17 protein-coding genes and 1 tRNA gene are annotated in these 16,098 nt (G+C 74.4%); 10 read left to right on the top strand and 8 right to left on the bottom strand.

Annotation, left to right across the window (positions count from 1 at the left end; translation table 11 throughout):
* Positions 1–18 precede the first annotated feature (18 nt).
* Positions 19–861: a RecB family exonuclease gene (locus tag D7044_RS30990; RefSeq protein WP_407663305.1), complete on the top strand. Its 843-nt coding sequence runs from the start codon at positions 19–21 to the stop codon at positions 859–861.
* A gap of 10 nt (positions 862–871) precedes the next feature.
* Here D7044_RS30990 and D7044_RS30985 read toward each other — a convergent pair whose 3' ends face one another.
* Both D7044_RS30985 and D7044_RS30980 read right to left on the bottom strand, forming a co-directional pair.
* Positions 872–1,735: an oxygenase MpaB family protein gene (locus D7044_RS30985; protein WP_120691003.1), complete on the bottom strand. Its 864-nt coding sequence runs from the start codon at positions 1,733–1,735 to the stop codon at positions 872–874.
* Positions 1,736–1,799: 64 nt separating this feature from the next.
* Positions 1,800–2,231, bottom strand: a complete 432-nt coding sequence (locus D7044_RS30980; RefSeq protein ID WP_120673466.1) for a Fur family transcriptional regulator — start codon at positions 2,229–2,231, stop codon at positions 1,800–1,802.
* 187 nt (positions 2,232–2,418) lie between these two features.
* Here D7044_RS30980 and D7044_RS30975 point away from each other — a divergent pair, with 187 nt between their 5' ends.
* Positions 2,419–2,901 (top strand): DUF2231 domain-containing protein, encoded by a 483-nt coding sequence (locus D7044_RS30975; RefSeq protein ID WP_120691002.1) that lies wholly within the window; start codon positions 2,419–2,421, stop codon positions 2,899–2,901.
* A gap of 131 nt (positions 2,902–3,032) precedes the next feature.
* Here the strand turns inward: D7044_RS30975 and D7044_RS30970 are convergent, their stop codons facing one another.
* Positions 3,033–3,422: a hypothetical protein gene (locus tag D7044_RS30970; RefSeq protein ID WP_120691001.1), complete on the bottom strand. Its 390-nt coding sequence runs from the start codon at positions 3,420–3,422 to the stop codon at positions 3,033–3,035.
* A gap of 548 nt (positions 3,423–3,970) precedes the next feature.
* Here D7044_RS30970 and D7044_RS32745 point away from each other — a divergent pair.
* Positions 3,971–4,144: a hypothetical protein gene (locus D7044_RS32745; RefSeq protein ID WP_199716840.1), complete on the top strand. Its 174-nt coding sequence runs from the start codon at positions 3,971–3,973 to the stop codon at positions 4,142–4,144.
* 200 nt (positions 4,145–4,344) lie between these two features.
* Here the strand turns inward: D7044_RS32745 and D7044_RS30960 are convergent, their stop codons facing one another.
* The 3 genes from D7044_RS30960 to D7044_RS30950 form a co-directional block, all read right to left on the bottom strand.
* Entirely contained in the window at positions 4,345–4,920 is a 576-nt protein-coding gene (locus D7044_RS30960; RefSeq protein WP_120691000.1) for a flagellar biosynthesis protein FlgA, read from the bottom strand.
* 360 nt (positions 4,921–5,280) lie between these two features.
* Positions 5,281–5,724, bottom strand: coding sequence for an FmdB family zinc ribbon protein (locus tag D7044_RS30955; RefSeq protein WP_233562868.1), 444 nt, complete (start codon positions 5,722–5,724; stop codon positions 5,281–5,283).
* A gap of 7 nt (positions 5,725–5,731) precedes the next feature.
* Positions 5,732–6,421 carry a 5-formyltetrahydrofolate cyclo-ligase gene (locus tag D7044_RS30950; protein WP_120690999.1) on the bottom strand — a complete coding sequence of 230 codons (690 nt, stop codon included), beginning with the start codon at positions 6,419–6,421 and terminating at the stop codon, positions 5,732–5,734.
* Between the two features lie 85 nt (positions 6,422–6,506).
* Here D7044_RS30950 and D7044_RS30945 point away from each other — a divergent pair, with 85 nt between their 5' ends.
* From D7044_RS30945 to D7044_RS30915, 7 genes are all read left to right on the top strand, one after another.
* Complete coding sequence (locus D7044_RS30945; RefSeq protein WP_199716839.1) at positions 6,507–8,930, top strand: diguanylate cyclase; 2,424 nt, start codon at positions 6,507–6,509, stop codon at positions 8,928–8,930.
* Between the two features lie 9 nt (positions 8,931–8,939).
* Complete coding sequence (locus tag D7044_RS30940; protein ID WP_120673459.1) at positions 8,940–9,893, top strand: UTP--glucose-1-phosphate uridylyltransferase; 954 nt, start codon at positions 8,940–8,942, stop codon at positions 9,891–9,893.
* The gene (locus D7044_RS30935; protein ID WP_120673458.1) at positions 9,890–11,173 is read left to right on the top strand and encodes a molybdopterin molybdotransferase MoeA; all 1,284 of its coding nucleotides are present in this window, start codon (positions 9,890–9,892) and stop codon (positions 11,171–11,173) included. Before D7044_RS30940 ends, D7044_RS30935 begins: the two co-directional genes overlap by 4 nt.
* A 211-nt stretch (positions 11,174–11,384) precedes the next feature.
* Entirely contained in the window at positions 11,385–12,035 is a 651-nt protein-coding gene (locus tag D7044_RS30930; protein WP_120673457.1) for a GNAT family N-acetyltransferase, read from the top strand.
* Positions 12,036–12,210: 175 nt separating this feature from the next.
* Positions 12,211–12,999, top strand: a complete 789-nt coding sequence (sepX, locus tag D7044_RS30925; protein WP_199716838.1) for a divisome protein SepX/GlpR — start codon at positions 12,211–12,213, stop codon at positions 12,997–12,999.
* Positions 13,000–13,431: 432 nt separating this feature from the next.
* A tRNA-Ala gene (locus tag D7044_RS30920) sits at positions 13,432–13,505 on the top strand.
* A 151-nt stretch (positions 13,506–13,656) separates the two neighbouring features.
* The gene (locus D7044_RS30915) at positions 13,657–14,232 is read left to right on the top strand and encodes a DUF4304 domain-containing protein (RefSeq protein WP_158610048.1); all 576 of its coding nucleotides are present in this window, start codon (positions 13,657–13,659) and stop codon (positions 14,230–14,232) included.
* Positions 14,233–14,283: 51 nt separating this feature from the next.
* On the opposite strand, the gene D7044_RS30910 is transcribed toward D7044_RS30915, so the two are convergent.
* Both D7044_RS30910 and D7044_RS30905 read right to left on the bottom strand, forming a co-directional pair.
* The gene (locus tag D7044_RS30910) at positions 14,284–14,475 is read right to left on the bottom strand and encodes a general stress protein CsbD (RefSeq protein WP_120673454.1); all 192 of its coding nucleotides are present in this window, start codon (positions 14,473–14,475) and stop codon (positions 14,284–14,286) included.
* A 180-nt stretch (positions 14,476–14,655) separates the two neighbouring features.
* Positions 14,656–16,062 (bottom strand): FAD-dependent oxidoreductase, encoded by a 1,407-nt coding sequence (locus D7044_RS30905; RefSeq protein ID WP_120690996.1) that lies wholly within the window; start codon positions 16,060–16,062, stop codon positions 14,656–14,658.
* Positions 16,063–16,098: the final 36 nt, after the last annotated feature.

Here is a 16,098-nt window from a genome sequence, read left to right as displayed (position 1 = left end):
CAGCTCGGCTTCGAGGGGATGCCCGAGCGGCTCTTCGTCTGTACGCCGAGCAAGCTCGGCGCCTACGCCGACTGTCCCCGTCGCTACCGCTACTCCTACGTCGACCGTCCCGCCCCGCCGAAGGGGCCCCCGTGGGCGCACAACTCCCTCGGCGCGAGCGTGCACAACGCCCTGCGCAGCTGGTATGCGCTGGCGCCGGAGCGACGCCGCCCGGAGGCGCTGACCGGGCTGCTGCGCGGCACCTGGGTGCGGGAGGGCTACCGCGACGATGAGCAGGAGCGGGCCGCCTACCGGCGGGCGCTGGGCTGGCTGGAGGCGTACGTCGAGACGCTGGAGCCGGATACCGAACCGCTCGGTGTGGAGCGGGTGGTGGCGGTCAAGACGGCGGTGCTCGCCTTCAACGGCCGAGCCGACCGGATCGACTCCCGACCCGGCCCCGACGGTCCCGAGCTGGTCATCGTCGACTACAAGACCGGGCGCACCGGGCTCGACAGCGACGACGCCCGAGGCTCCCAGGCGCTGGCGCTCTACGCGTACGCCGCCGAGCGGACGTTCCGCCGACCGTGCCGCCGGGTCGAGCTGCACCACCTGCCGACCGGCACGGTCGCCGCCCACGAACACACCGTCGAGTCGCTCGCCCGGCAGCTGAGCCGGGCGGAGGAGACCGCGCACGACATCATGGCCGCCGAGAAGGCGATCGCCGACGGCGCGGATCCGGACGACGCCTTCCCCACCGACCCGAGTCCCCGGTGCGGCTGGTGCGACTACCGGCGCACCTGCCCGGCCGGCAGCCAGACGCCGGGCAAGGATCCGTGGGCGGCCGTCGAGCAGCCGGCCGAGGGCACGCCCGCGCAGGGGTGAGCCGCCCGGGTCAGCGCCTCGCCGGCGCACCGGCGAGGCGGGCCGCCCGCTCCTTGGCGGCCTGCTGCAAGGGGCCCTCCCGCCAGTTCCGGGGCAGCGCGGCGAGTACGAGGCGGAGACCCCGCACGGTCACGTCCGCCGAGAGCGCGGTGGTGGGCAGCCCCAGACCGCCGTACATCCGACGGGCCCAGGCCGGCAGCAGGGCGAGCGCGGTGCCGGCGACCCCGAGGTACGCCCACCTCGGGGGCCCGAGGTTCAGCCCCAGTCGTAACGGCAGACTCAGCTTCCACGGCAGCGGCGGCGCGGTGAGGAAGACGGCGGTCTCGGCCGCCTCGCGGGTCATCCGAAGCTCCGGCCGGACGGTGCGGTAGTACTCGCCCACCTCGGCGGCGGTGCCGGGGACCGTTTCCGGGTCCAGGCCGACCAGCGTGGCCGCTCGGCGCTGCTCGCGGTAGTAGCCGTCCACCTCGGCGGGGGTCAGCGGCAGACCGGCCCGGCGGGCGGTGCCGAGGAACGACTCCACCTCGGTCACGTGCACCCAGCGCAGGAGCTCCGGCTCGTCCACGCGGAATTGCTCGCCGCTGACCGGGTCGGTCGCCCGCAGCCGCTCGTGCAGCCGGCGCAGCCGGGCGCCCGCCGCCTCGGCCTGCGCCGTCGTGCCGTAGACGGTGGTGGCGACGTAGGTGGCGGTGCGCACGAGGCGCCCCCACACGTCGGTGCGGTAGTCGCTGTTCTGCGCCACCCCGGCCATCGCCCGCGGGTGCAGCGCCTGAAGGTAGAGCGCGCGGAGACCGGCGACGATCAGGACCGGTTCGGCGTGCACCTTCCACGTGACCGAACCGGGACCGAAGAGGCCGAGGTCATCGGAGTCCACCGACCCAGCCTGCCATGCACGGGCGGCGATGTCCCGCTCGTCAGCCGATCAGGCCGGCGACGTCTCACTCGTCGACGCTGCGCCGGGCCTGGCAGGTCGGGCAGAGCCCCCAGAAGGTCACTTCCGCTTCGTCGACCTCGTAGCCGTGCGGGGTGGTGTTCGGGTCGAGGCAGGGTGCTTCGCCGACCGCGCAGTCGATGTCGGCGATCTCGCCGCAGCCCCGACAGACCACGTGATGGTGGTTGTCGCCGACCCGGGCCTCGTACCGGGCGGGGCTGCCGGCCGGCTCGATCCGGCGGGACAGGCCGGCCCGGGTGAGCGCGCCCAGGACGTCGTAGACGGCCTGGGTCGAGACCGAGTCGAGGCGGTCCCGCACCCGACGGGTGATCTCGTCGACCTCGAGGTGGCCACCGCCGGCGAGCACGTCGAGCACGGCGAGGCGCGGGCGGGTGACCCGCAGACCCTTCGACCGGAGCAACTCCTCGCCAGCTGACATGAGCCAATGACAGCACGCGTCAACGCGGTCGACAACCGGGCCGTGTCGAGGGCCACCGGACCCGGCTCCGTTCGGAAGGCGGTGAACCGGGAGCGGGATGGCTGCGTGTAGTCGATCGAGAAGTCTGACGGCGACGGGCCTGCCCGTACGCTGGCAGTCCGCGGTCGAAGGCCTTCCGGAGGTGCCGATGTTCGAGCAGATACTGGGCCTGCCCGTCCACGTCCTGGTGGTGCACGCGGTCGTGGTCTTCGTGCCGCTGCTGGCGCTGCTCGCCGTGGCGTACGTCGCGTTGCCCCGTTGGCGACGCCGGCTGGACTGGGCCGTGGCGATCCTCGCCGTGCTCGCTCCGATCACCGCGTTCGTGGCGGTCAAGTCGGGGGAGGCGCTGAACGACGCGCTGGTCGCGCGCGGCTTCCAGGGACCGATCCTCGACCAGATCTTCGAGCACTCGCGCTACGGCGACATCCTGTTCCGGATCGTCGTCCCGCTCGGCATCGTGGTGCTCCTGCTGCTGGTATCGACGAGCGGCCACCGGCGGGTGCCGAAGCTGCCCGCGCTGGTCACCCCGGTGCTGGCGGTCGCGGTGGTCGGGCTCTCCGTCGCCGCGCTGGTCTACGTCTGGCTGACCGGGCACTCCGGTGCCGAGACCGTCTGGGGCACCACGCTCTGACGCTGCCCGAGCGCTGACTCCGATCCGGCCGGGGCGCGGCGCCCGGGCCCGAGCCTGCCTGCGGCGGCGGGCTGCGCCGGGTACCGCGCGCGGACCTGGTCCCGGCCGGCCGAGCCCGACGGCCCGGCGGGTCAGCGGAGGAGCCGTGAGCAGAGCAGGCAGACCAGGATGACCAGCACCACGGCGGCGACCGCGCCGATCGAGTACGTGACGCGCTGCGCGCGCTGTTCGGCCTGGTCCAGCGCGGCCATGTCCTGCGGGGGCAGGGAGCGCGGGGCGGCCGGTTGCAGGTGTATGGGGGGCCGCCAACCCGCCGGTGGTGGTGTGCTCGGCGGTGGGCCGGTGTACCCGCCGTACGTCGCGCCGCCCGGCCCCACGTTCGCGCCGGGCGCGACGCCTCCGGCGGGGGGCGTGCCGTCGCCGGTGATCGGTGCCGTCGCTCGGTCCGGCAGCCCTTCGCCGCCGGACGGAGGTCGCCGCCAGAAGTCGTCCGGGGAGCTGCCGCCGCTGGGGGTCGTCACGCCGTCCGACGCTACCAATGCGCGCCGTACTCGACCGCAGGACGCGACCGACCGGCCGGGTCGGATCGGGGCCGCTGGTGCTTAGTCCGGCCGCTCTCCAACCGTTGATCGACTCGGGATCAGTGAAGTCGGGCTCTCCCGCCGCGAGGACACCACGACTTCCCGGGAGTCGAGTCGATCAATCCGAGGCCGAGGCCGGCCGGGGCCGGGCGGGGCCAGGGCGAGGGCGAGGGCCGGAGCGGGCGGGGCCAGGGCGAGGGCGGCGCGCGGGCGGGGCCAGGGCGAGGGCGGCGCGCGGGCGGGGCCAGGGCGAGGGCGGCGCGCGGGCGGGGCCAGGGCGAGGGCGGCGCGCGGGCGGGGCCGGGCGAGGGTCGGAGCGGGGCGGGGCCGGAGCGAGGGCGGCGCGCGGGTGGGGCGAGGCCGGGGCGAGGACGAGGGTCGGGGCGGGGGTGAGCGACGGGGGCGAGCGCCGGGGGCGAGCGGCGGGGGCGAGCGGCGGGGGCGGCAAACGGGGCACCGGGCCCGGGGCTGCGTTACCCTTGCGGCTCGTGAGCACCGAGGACCCGGGTTTCCGCCGCGACGACGATCGCACCGTCGACCTGAGCGACGAATTCGTGGTGCTGCCTGAGCAGACGAGCGACGACACGGACCGTGGCTGGGGCGAGCGCGCCACCGGCAACGACGACTGGCTGCACGCCGAGCGACCTCCGCACTGGGACTGATCTCCTCCCCGCGTCGCCGCCCGCCTCCCCGCGTCGCCGCCCGCCTTCGCGGATCGCCGCCCGCCTTCGCGGATCGCCGCCCGCCTCCGCGCGTCGCCGCGTCTCTCTTCCCGTATCCCGGCTGCGCGGCGCCGGTCTCCTGCCGCGACGACCCCCGCCAGGCAAACACCAGCCGACCGCGCCGGCGCGGCCGGGTGGGCTCATCCGCGTACCACGACCGCGAACCGGCTCCCCTCCGGCTGTCCGACGGTCCGCCGTGCCTGGTCCGGGTCGAGGGCGAGGTAGAGCGCGGCCGAGCCGTCCGTCTCGCCGGCGCCCACGACGTCGAGCACGAGCGCGCCGCTCGCGAGCAGGCTGGGCGCGGCGCCTCGGCCATCCGCCGGCGCGGCGAGCAGGTCCACGTGGGCGCCGGGGCGTACCACGGCGAGCGCGGCCGGCTCGGCCAACCGGACCGGCACGCCCACGCTGCCGGCGGGGATGGGCAACCTCCCCTCGGCCCGGTGCGGGTCGCTGGTCGCCGGGATCGTGTCCCGCTCGGTGGGGAGGTCCGGCACCGCCGCCGCCGAGGGGGCGGGGCTGTCACCCGGACCGGGGCGCGGAGTCGACGGGGCCGGGGCGGACGCCGGCGGGGGTGAACAGCCGGGCGGGGTGTGCAGGACGGCCGCCGCCAGGCCGAGCAGCCCGGCGACGAGCGCGGCACGGAGCAGGGTGCCGCGGCGCGGCAGGCGTGGTCGGCGCAGCGGACGCAGTGCCGTCGCCGTGCCCGTCTCCGCCATCACGCCTCCGCCCCTCGCCGGTGGGCGCCGACGTGGCCCCCTCGGCTGCGAGCTTAGGAGTGCTGCGGCGCGCATCGCGGGCCGTTGTCCACAGCCTGTGGACAACGAGGCAGCCTGTGGACAACCGCCGTCGGCGGCGTGGATCTGCTAGCAGCCAGGGCCACGGCGGTGCCGTGCTGGCGAGGAGTAGCCGGGGGCATGGCGGAGAAGTGCGGGTGAGGAGCAGCCGGGGCCACGGCGGTGCGGCGCCGGCGAGGAGCAGCCGGCCTGAGCAGGCGGTGTGCCCCGACGAGAACGCGCCGGTACGCCCCGACGAGGGGCGTACCGGCGCGCAGGGTCAGGGGACGCCGACGAGGGCGGTCAGGAAGAGCTGCTGGTGTTGCTGCTGCTGGCGGCCGGCGTCTTGCTCGACGAGGAACCGTTCGACGACGAGCCGCTCGAACCGGACGAGCCGTTCGAACCGGACGAGCCGCTCGAACCGGACGACTTGGTCGAGCTGGACGCGCTGCTGGACGAGTCGGACTTCGTCGACTTGCCGCCGTCGGACGAGGCGGAGACGGTGTCGGAGCCGGACGAGCGCGAGTCGGTGCGGTAGAAGCCCGAGCCCTTGAACACGATGCCCACCGAGTTGAAGACCTTGCGCAGCCGTCCCGCGCACTCCGGGCACTCGGTCAGCGGGGCGTCGGAGAAGGACTGCACCGCCTCGAGCTGGCGACCGCACGAGGTGCAGGCGTACTGGTACGTGGGCACTTTCTCCTCCGGATCGGGTTCGGCCGGTTGGCACTCGACGTCTTCGAGTGCCAATGTTGCGTCATTCCCCCCGGGTTCGTCCAGCGGACGTGTGGGGCGCGACACCCGGCGGCGTACCCCGACCGGACGGCGGGGCGGCATCAAGCGTACGCAGCCCCTCGGCGGGGGTGACCACGGCGCGGACCGGACGGTCGTGCGGCTCGGCGGGAAGCACGCTGACCAGCTCGCCGTCGTGCAGCGGAACCACGGTCAGGGCCGCCTCGGGGAGCCGGGCCAGCGCCCGGTCGTACGAGCCGCCGCCGCGGCCGAGTCGCACTCCGGCCAGGTCGACGGCGACCGCCGGCAGCACCACCAGCCCGGCGTCCACGATCGCGTCCGGGCCGAGCCGCCGCCCGGTGGGCTCGCGCATCCCCCGCCCGGCCGCGACGAGGGCCTCGGGGCCGTCGTAGGCGGCCCAGTCCAGGTCGAGGTCGGGCAGCAGCACCGGCAGCAGCAGCTCGCCGTCGGCCGGCAGCGCCGCCCGCAGCACCTCCGGCAGCTCCGGGCCGCCGGGCTCCGAGCCGACCGGCACGTAGGCCGTCACCCGGATCGGCCGCAGTCGGCGTACCAACGAGACGAGTTCGGCCTGCACGCGGGCCGCGGCCACCGACCGGGCGTCGGCGGTCAGCTCCCGGCGGCGGGCGAGCAACCTCGCCCGCATGTCCCGTTTCGCCACATGAGTCACTTCAGCTCCATAAGAAAATTCCGGCACGCAACACTCCTGACGCAACGCCACTCCCACGGTTGCTCTGTGTCAGCATCGCAACAAGGGAGGCGGAACTTTCGGGGGGAACCGAGTGACGCTACGCGGACGGTTGACGGCGGCCTTCCTCACGGTGGTCCTCGGCCCGGTCCTGCTCGGCGCTCTCTTCGTGGCCTCGACCCTGAACACCGTCGACCGCGGGCGCTCGGCCGAGCGGCTCGCCGTGGCCGCCGCCGCCGTGCGTACCTCCGTCGACGCCCTCTGCCAGCAGCTACGGGCCGCGGCCGACGCGGTCGCGCTGACCCGTGGCGACCCGGCGAGCGCCGCGGGCCAGGTGGTGAGGCGCGGCCTGGCCGCCGCGGTGATGCTGAGCGACGTCGCGGGACGGGTCACCTACACCACCCCCGGCGCGCCGTCGACCCCCTGGCAGGAGTGCGCCGGCACGGTGGCAAGCGGGCCGGTCACCGCGCTGACCGCCCGGGTCGACCTGCGCGACCAGGCCGGGACGACGCTCGGCACGGTCGCCGCGGCCCAGCCGGTCGACCCGGCGTTCGTGACCCGGCTCGCCGCGGTGACCGGCGTCGCGGTCACCCTGCTCGACGATGGCGCCGCCCCCGCGCGGGTCACCCACACGACCGAGACGCGCGAGGTACGCGACGCCGTGCTCGCGGCCGCCGGCACGCTCGACGACGAGCAGGTCACCGAGACGGCCGACGGGCGGTACGTCCGCCGCATCGGTCCCTCGTCCGGGCAGCCGCTGCCCCTGGTGCTCTCGGTGCCCAGCGAGCAACCTCCCGGGCTGAACACGGCGCTGATCGGGGCGGTGGTGCTGGCCGGGCTGCTCGCCGTGCTCGCCGCCTGGCGCCTGGCCCGGGTCACGACCCGCCCGCTGGTCGAGCTGGCCACCGCCGTCGACCGGGTGGCGGACGGTGACCTGACCGCCCGGGTTCCGGTACGCACCCGCGACGAGCTGGGCCGCCTGGCCGGCGCGTTCAACCGGATGACCCGGGAGACCGGCTCATACGTGGCCGCGCTGACCAGCAGCCGCGATCAGCTGCGTGGGCACCTCGCCGTCCTCGGGGACACCCTGGCGAGCACACACGACCTGCAGCGCATCCTGCGGGTGATCCTGAACAGCGCGATCGCGGCGACCGGTGCGCGGGCCGGCGCCGTACTCCTGGTCGAGTCGGGTGGGGCGCTCGTCGCCCAGTGCACCGACGGTCTGGACGGGCGCTGGCCGGAGGGGGACGCGCCGACGACGCTGCGGGTGCCCGTCGGCAGCGGGGTGGTGGGTGCCGTCGCGGCGACCGGGATGCCACAGCGGGGCCGGATGGACCCGGCCGACGTACCGCCGGGGGAGCCGCGGTGCCGGACGTACATCGCGGTCCCGTTCGCCGCCCCCACCGGCCCGGCGTCCGCCACCGGCCCCGCGCGACCCGGCGGCCCGGCGGTCGCCGAGGCGACCTCGCCGGAGGGGGACCGGGCCCCGGCGGGTGGTTCGTCCGACGACTTCCCGACCGTCGAGCTGCCCGGCGGCGCCGTTACCGGGTCCGGTGGTCGGGCCACGAGTGGCGCCGAGCCGGCGGCGGCGCTCGGGGTGCTCGCCCTCTACGACCGGCTCGGCACGGACGAGTTCGACGACGACGACCTGGTCACCCTGCGTACGTTCGCGAGCCACGCGGCCGTGGCGGTGGAGAACGTACGTGGGCACGAGGAGGCGCAGCGGCTGTCGCTCACCGACCCGCTGACCGGGCTGTGGAACTACCGCTACCTGCGCGAGTCGATCCGGCGGGAGGTCGAGCGGGCCAGCCGCTTCGGCCGGATGCTGAGCGTCCTCGCCCTGGACCTCGACCGGTTCAAGGACGTCAACGACACCTACGGGCACTTGGCCGGTGACACGGTACTGGCCGAGTTCGCCCGCCGGCTGCGCGACGAGATCCGCGAGGTCGACCTGGCGTTCCGGCAGGGTGGCGAGGAGTTCGTCCTGCTGCTGCCGGAGACCGACGCCCGGGGCGCGGCGATCGTCGCGGAGCGGCTCGGCGCGGCGATCCGGGACACGTCGATGCCGGTCGAGGCGCACGCCGGCTCACCTGTCCCGGTACGGGTGACCGTCTCCATCGGCATCGCCGTCTACCCCGACCACGCGGACACCGGGCAGCAGGTGCTGGAGGCGGCCGACGACGCGCTCTACGCCGCGAAGGCGGCCGGCCGGGACACCTACCGGGTCAGCGCCCCGCGGCAGTCGGCCGCACGCGAGCTGCCGGTGCCGGCGGCGGCGGTCACCCCGACCGACGGAATGCCGCGCGCGGGCCGCGCGGCCGTGCCCGTACGCACCGAGCCGGCCGCCGCGACCTGCACCGACGAGACGACCCCGGTTCCCGGAGGCGCCACCGAGCCGACGGCCCCGGCAACCACCGGCCCGGACATCGCCCGAGCCGGGCCCGGCTCCCCGCGCACCGCCGCCGGGGGCGGCGCGTCTTCCGGGCCACACCCGCCGCGGCAGAGCCGTGGCCGATAGTCTCGCGACATGTCGGTGCACTCAGCGAACTCCTCAACGACGGCCGCCACGGGCCGCCCCCGCGCGGTGAAGGCCGTCATCCCGGCCGCCGGTCTCGCCACCCGCTTCCTTCCCGCCACGAAGGCGGTGCCCAAGGAGCTGCTGCCGGTGGTCGACCGGCCGGTGTTGCAGTACATCGTCGAAGAGGCCACCCAGGCCGGCATCAGCGACGTGCTGCTGATCACCGGACGGGGTAAGACCTCGATGGTGGACCACTTCGACCGCCGCCCCGACCTGGAGGCCCGGCTGGAGAAGAAGCCGGAGATCCTGGCCGCGGTGCAGCGCCCCAGCGAACTGGCCGAGATCTACACAGTCCGGCAGCCCGAACAGCTGGGCCTCGGCCACGCCGTCGGGTACGCCGAGTCGCACGTCGGCGACCAGCCCTTCGCCGTGCTGCTGGGCGACGAGTTCGTCAAGATGGACGAGCCGCTGCTGCCGGCGATGCTGGAACTCCAGGCCCGAACCGGTGGGGTGGTCCTCGCGTTCTTCGAGGTCGACCCGGCCGAGACGAAGCGGTACGGCATCGCCTCGGTCGAGCCGGCCGAGTCCGAGCTGACCGACATCGGCGAGGTCGTCCGGGTCACCGGCATGGTCGAGAAGCCCGACCCGGAGGAGGCGCCGAGCAACCTGGCGGTCCTCGGCCGGTACGTGCTGCCGGGAAAGATCTTCGACGCGATCCGGCGTACGAAGCCGGGCAGCGGCGGTGAGATCCAGCTGACCGACGCGATGGAGCTGCTGCGTACGGAGGGGACACCGGTGCACGCGATCGTCTACCGGGGCACCCGCTACGACACCGGCATGCCGCTCGGTTACCTGCAGACGGTGGTGCAGATCGCCGTCGAGCGGGAGGACTTCGGCGCCGAGTTCCGCAAGTGGCTCACCGACTTCGTGAACTCCAACGTGTCGGGTGGTCCCAATACATGACCGCTACGGCCGACGCCGAGGCGGCCGCGAACGAGTTGACGCCGCTCGCCGACTACCTGGGCAGTGTGCTGCGCAGGTTACGCGCGCTGCCTCCGCTCGACCTCGACCTCACCCAGGCGTACGGCAACGTCCTCGCCGAGGACGTCGTCGCGCCGCACGCGTTCCCGGCCTTCGACCAGTCGGCCGTTGACGGGTACGCCGCGCGTTGGGAGGACATCTCCGGCGCGGGCCGGGCCGCCGGTGGGCGGGCGGTCCGGCTCAACGTCGTCGGTGACCTCGGCGCGGCCAGCTGGCGACCGGTCCGGCTCACGCCCGGCTCCTGCTTCTCGGTGGCCGCCGGGGCGCCCCTGCCGGTCGCCGCCGACGTGGTGGTGCCCGTGGAGTGGACCGACCAGGGCATGGCCGCCGTGGAGATCTACCGCACCCCCAAGCGGGGGTACGGGGTACGCCGGGCCGGGGACGAGCTGCCGGCCGGAACGCTGCTCGCCCGGGCCGGCACGTACGTCACGCCTGCCCTGGTCGCGGTCTTCGCCGCCACCGGCATCGGGCATGTGGTGGTCCGGCCCAGCCCGCGGGTGGTCGTCGTGGCCACCGGCGACGAACTGGTCGACGTGGGCCGGGGCAGCCAGCCCGGTCAGGTGGTGGACGCGAACTCGCACGCGTTGACCGCCGCGGCCGCCGAGGCGGGCGCGTTGGCGTACCGGGTCGGGATCTGCGACGACGACCCGGAGGGGCTGCGCGGGCTGTTGGAGGACCAGACCCTGCGGGCCGACCTGATCATCACCACCGGCGGCACCGGCACCGGTCCGGGTGACATGGTCCGCCGGATCCTCTCCCGCCGCGAGGGGGGCCGAGCCGGGCCGGTCACCTTCACCGAGGTGGCGCTCTACCCCGGCACGGCGCTCGGCTTCGGCACGGTCGGCGCCGAGGAGGTGCCGGTGGTCTGCCTGCCGGGCGATCCTGGGGCGGCCCTGATCGGCTTCGAGGTGCTCGCCCGCCCGGCGATCCAGCTGCTCGCCGGGGCCGAGCCGGTCTTCCGGCCCAGCGTCCGGGCGCACCTGCTGGAGACCGTCTCCTCACCGGGCGGGCTGCGCGAGTTCCGCCCCGCGCACGTCGCCGAGCGGCGCGGCGGCGGCTACACGGTCCAGCCGCTCAGCGGTGGGCCGTTCACCCTCTCCGGTCTCGCCGAGGCAAACGGCCTCCTGGTGCTCGGTGAGCGGGTCACCACGGCCGCCGCCGGCTCCACGGTGGACGTCCTCCTGCTGGACCGCCGCCGGTGACGAGCACGCCCGCCGGCCCCACCCGCGTGCGTGGGCCGCGCCCGGCGGGCTGCGCGCCGACTCCCTCCGCGGTGCCCGCGACGACCTCCGGCCGGTGCGTCCTTCCCGTCCGGAGTGGCCTCGCGGCCGGTGCGGCGGGCTCTGGCCGGTGCGGCCGTCCCGTCCGGAGTGGCCTCGCGGCCGGTGCGCCGACGGGCGTAGGGTCCGCCCCGTGAGCCTCTTCGGAGCCGGTCGCGCGCCCGGCTGGCCGGTGGTCCTTGTGGACGGCCCCGTCGTGCTGCGCCCGTACCGGCGATCGGACGCCGCCGCCTGGTCCGAGGTGCGGCGGGCCAACCAGAGTTGGCTGGCGCCCTGGGAGTCGTCGCTGCCCGGCGGGTGGGACGAACTGAACTCGCCGTCCGCCTTCCGCTGGGTCTACCGGGACCAGCAGCGCTCGGCGCGCTCCGGGGACGGCATGCCGTTCGCCGTCTGCCTGCGGGAGGACGGGCGGGAGCGGCTGGTCGGGCACCTGAACGTGGGCAGCATCGTCCGGCGGGCGCTCTGCTCCGGGTACGCGGGCTACTGGGTCGACCACCGGGTCGCCGGTCGAGGAGTGATCCCCACCGCGGTGGCGCTCGCCGTCGACCACGCGTTCGGCCCGGGTGGGCTGCACCGGATCGAGGTCAACATCCGGCCGGAGAACCGGCCGTCCCGCCGGGTGGTGGAGAAGCTCGGCTTCCGCGAGGAGTCGTACCACGTGCGCTACATGCACATCGACGGTGCCTGGCGCGACCACATCGGATACGCGATGACCAGCGAGGAGATCGCCGCCGAGGGCGGGTTGCTGGCCCGCTGGCACCGGGTGCGCGCCGCGACCAGGTGACCGTCCCACCCACGGGATCGGCGCGGCGCGTCGGCATCACGCTCCGTCGCCCGTAACCTCAAGTAATCGCAAGCTGTGGCAAACGCTGCTCGCCGTACGATCGACGCTCTCGGCGCTGATCGATGGAAGATCCTACGGTTCAGTAGCGGTTGCTCCGAATTCGGTGACGGGAGGGGTGAGGGTGCCGACCTCGGTGCTCCTCGCCGTCCTCGCCGCCGCCGGCCTGCTCGCACTCGCTCCGGCGCTGGTCCGCCGGTACGACGCCACCGAGCGGCTGGTGGCGGAGCGGGCGCAGTCGACGGCGCGGGTGCTCCAGCGCCGACGCCGCCGTCGCACTGTGCCGGGACGGCAGCCGTTACGCGCGCCCCGTCACCTCGTCGTGACTCTCAGTGAAGACGCGACTACCGGTGGTCTGCAGCGGCCGGTCTCCGCGCCGCCCGCGGCGGGGCGCCGCTCGGGCCGGCTGAGCGCCGTACCCCCCGCCCCGAAGAAGGCCCGCCGCCGTCCGCCGCGCCGCCACACCCCGGCCGTCTACCGACGGCGTCGGGTCCTCGCCGCGCTGCTGCTGCTCAACGGCGTCGAGCTGATCGGCGTCCTGGTGGTCGGCCCCGGGTTCTGGATCAGCTTCTCGGTCACCGGCGCCCTGCTCGTGGCGTACGTCGCGCACCTGCGGCAGCGGGCCATCGCCGACCAGCGTCGGCGACGGGCCCGGGCCCGGGAGGCGGCGTGGCTCGCCGCCCGCCAGGCGGAGGTGCGGCGCGAGCAGGCCCGCCGCGCGGCCGCCCGCCGCGAGGCGCAACGGCGGCTCGCGGCGCAGCGCGAGGTGGTACGCCGAGCGGCCATGGGCCTGGACCGGCCAGCCGACCTGCCGCCCGCCGCGAGTGGTGGTTCGGTCTCCTACCGGCGCGCCGGTGGCCTCCGTGGCCGCGCCTACGAGGCCGGCCGGGGCTCGCACACCGCCTGACCACCGGCCCGTGCCCGCGCCCGGCCGCCCGTGCCCGGTCCCCGCCCGCGCCCGGCCGCCCGTGCCCGGTCCCCGCCCGCGCCCGGCCGCCCGTGCCCGGTCCCCGCCCGCGCCCGGCCGCCCGTGCCCGGTCCCCGCCCGCGCCCGGCCGCGCCCGACCGCATGATCAACTCGGGGTCATTGATGTCGGGGTGTCCGAGGCGTCGGGACGCCCCGACATCATGGAAGTCGAGTCGATCATGCTGGGGCGCCGACCACGTCGCGTACGGTTGATGCGGGTATGGTGCTTTTGCCGGTGACGGCGGCCGGATGATCGTCCGAGTGGGCGTGACGGGGTGGGGTGGATTCGCCCCCGGGGTGGTGAACCTGTTAGCCTTGGCGCCGGCCCGCCCGGTGTAAGCCGGGTGGGACCGACGCCGGTCAGCCGGCGGAGGGGCTGTGGCGCAGACCGGTAGCGCACCTCGTTCGCATCGAGGGGGTCAGGGGTTCAAATCCCCTCAGCTCCACCCAGTTCAAAGGCCGTTTCCGCTAGTCGGGGACGGCCTTTTCGACTCCGGGGCGGCAGGGGTCAGCAGCCGGTCACGGTTCGTCTGTCTTGCCGTACCCCCCAATACGCTTCCTTGAATGAAGCGTCCAGTGCGGCAGGCGTACCTTGACATGATCGCCAAGCAGGTCGGGCCGGTGCTGCGAGGGCACGGCTTCAGGCGGTCGCACGGCACCTTCCGCCGGATCTCCGATGCCGGCCACGCGGCGGTCATCGAGTTCCAGGGTTCCACGAGCAGTTGGGACAGCACCTCGCTCTTCTACGTCAACCTCGGTGTCGCCACCGCCTCCTGGCTCGACTGGAAACAGGAGCGGTTGGGCGGGAACCGCCGCGACCGGCCCACGGCGTCGGTGGCTCAATGGTGGGCGCGGCTCACCGCAGACGCCCGTCACTCCGACGATTACGACCGGTGGGCGATCCGGTCGGTCGAGGAGGCCGAGGCGTGCGGGGCTGTGGTCGGTCAGGAATTGTCGGATCAGGCGGTGCCGACGTTCGATGCCTTCCTCGCGTACTACCTGCGACTCGACGAAGCCCTCGCCGAGGGACGAGAGGGCGATCTGATTCCGCTCTTCGACGCCCGACCCTCGGGTCCGCTCAGAGGCATTGACCATTTCCGTCGGCTTGGCCACCCGTACGCGGTATGGACGTTGTCCAGGCGGAACGACCCGCAAACCTCAGGCGTCGGCTAACCCGGACGGCGGCGCCCCGGCCTCCGGACCGGGCCGCCGCCGTCCGAGCGGTCAGCGGGTGAAATCGTCCTTCGCGTCTCGCGCGTCCTCTTGGACATGTTCGCCAGGCTGTCTGCCCCGGATTTCGTCCCGCTGCGCCACCTGTTCCGCCCGTGCCCGCTCCTCCTGGGCCATGTCGCCCAGCCGCGCGCGGGCCGGGCCGGCCAGCTTCTCGACGTTCCCGGTCGCCCTCTCGAAGCTCATGTCGCCTCCCTGTGGTCATGGCGAGAGCCAGGTTCCACTTCCTGTCTCGCGTCCCCGCCCGCCAGTGGTGGAAACCCGCCAGTGTCGGCCGGATCCCGACAGCCGGTGCGGAAGGTCAGCGACAGGGCCGTGTGGTGTGCGCAGTCCGTCGACGTGCCGGAGGCGGCGATCGTCGGCCGGTCAGCGACGGTGCCGCAGGCCGATCCGGAGTGCGCGGAGCAGCGTGCCGGGCCGGCTCAGGGCGGCCGGGTGCTCGAGCATGGTGGTGACCCGGCTCAGTCGGGCGCTCAGCACCGGATCGATCTGCGAACCCCGGAAGACCAGGTTGCCGAACCACTTGGCGAGCTTGTACCCGCGCGGGTACGGCCCGTCGACGTGTGGCAGTTCGATGTCGGCCGAGGTCGAGATCTGCCAAGCGGCGTCGACGATCACCCGGACCTGGTCGAAGTAGGCGTGCGCCGGCTCCTCGTGGGGTCTCGGGCCGGAGCGCAGGTACGCCGATAGGCAGGAGGCGTGCAGCATCGCGGAGGTCATGCCCTGGCCGTACACCGGGTTGAACGAGGCGACCGCGTCGCCGACGGCGACCAGGCCCGCGGGCAACCGGTCGAGCTTGTGGAAGTCCCGACGCCGGCTGTCGGCCTGGTGGTACGTGATCACCTCGCCCAGCATCTCCCCACGCTCGGCGATGTCGCCGAACATCTCCGGATAGTGCTTGCGGCAGCGGGCGGTGAAGTCGGCGACGTCGCGGCTGGGACGGTCGTCGTCGTAGCCGGCGACCAGCATCATCCAGCGGTCGTTCTCGACCGAGTTGATCCCGCCGATGCGGGCGGTGCGGCCGTTGCCGGCCATGGTCTGGTAGACCACCACCCAGGTGTCGCTGACCTTCTCGTCCCGCTTGAAGAGCGCGGTCGCGTAGTTCAACTTGATCGGGATCCGCTGCATCGGGGGGCGCGGCCACCCGTCGCCGGCCAGCCAGTCGCTCAGTCTGCTGGACCGTCCCATCGCGTCGACCACCAGATCCGCCGGTTCGACGACCGGCTCGGCGCCGTCCTGCGGCACGTATCGCGCGCCGGTGACCCGCCCGTCGGCGTAAACCAGGCCGTCCGCCCGGCCGTACGCCATCCGGACGTTCTTCACGGCGAGCGTGTGCCGCCGGACCAGCGCCTCCAGGAACGGTCGGGTGGTGATCAGCATCGGCCCGGTGGCCGTCGCCGGTGGCGGTACGCCCAGCACCCCGTTCACGAAGGTCTTCGCGGTGGCGTCCGGGGCCGGTGGCAAGGGCGCGCCGAGCGCGAGCGCCTCCTCGGCGATGCCGGGGAACCAGCGCTCCAACTGCACCTGACCGGCGGGCAGCAGCGCGTGCACCTGGCTGCCCTGCGGTACGCCGGGCCGGGGCCCGTGGTCCGCCTCGGAGGGATCCCGCTCGACGATCAGCACCTCCTCGGCGTGGTCGCTGAGCACCCGGGCGGCCATCAGCCCAGCGATGCTGCCGCCGAGCACGACCGCACGTCGCATGACGACGCTGGTGTCGGTCGGCTGGTCGGCCGTCGCTATCGCCGCGAACGTCCGGGACGGTGAGGGGCGCATGCGATCACTCCTTGGCTGGTCGGAGAGGTCGGCACC

This window comes from Micromonospora musae (genome assembly GCF_003626635.1).
Taxonomy (GTDB): domain Bacteria; phylum Actinomycetota; class Actinomycetes; order Mycobacteriales; family Micromonosporaceae; genus Micromonospora; species Micromonospora musae.
This window is presented reverse-complemented; position numbering and strand designations above follow the sequence as displayed.

Bases quoted from the DNA above. Each gene is read 5' to 3' on its own strand.
- D7044_RS30910 (WP_120673454.1), bottom strand. From the start codon at position 14,475: ATGAGCTTCGAGAGGGCGACCGGGAACGTCGAGAAGCTGGCCGGCCCG.
- D7044_RS30905 (WP_120690996.1), bottom strand. From the start codon at position 16,062: ATGCGCCCCTCACCGTCCCGGACGTTCGCGGCGATAGCGACGGCCGAC.
- D7044_RS30980 (WP_120673466.1), bottom strand. From the start codon at position 2,231: ATGTCAGCTGGCGAGGAGTTGCTCCGGTCGAAGGGTCTGCGGGTCACC.
- D7044_RS30915 (WP_158610048.1), top strand. From the start codon at position 13,657: ATGATCGCCAAGCAGGTCGGGCCGGTGCTGCGAGGGCACGGCTTCAGG.
- D7044_RS30935 (WP_120673458.1), top strand. From the start codon at position 9,890: ATGACCGCTACGGCCGACGCCGAGGCGGCCGCGAACGAGTTGACGCCG.
- D7044_RS30940 (WP_120673459.1), top strand. From the start codon at position 8,940: ATGTCGGTGCACTCAGCGAACTCCTCAACGACGGCCGCCACGGGCCGC.
- D7044_RS30975 (WP_120691002.1), top strand. From the start codon at position 2,419: ATGTTCGAGCAGATACTGGGCCTGCCCGTCCACGTCCTGGTGGTGCAC.
- D7044_RS30990 (WP_407663305.1), top strand. From the start codon at position 19: ATGCCCGAGCGGCTCTTCGTCTGTACGCCGAGCAAGCTCGGCGCCTAC.
- D7044_RS30960 (WP_120691000.1), bottom strand. From the start codon at position 4,920: ATGGCGGAGACGGGCACGGCGACGGCACTGCGTCCGCTGCGCCGACCA.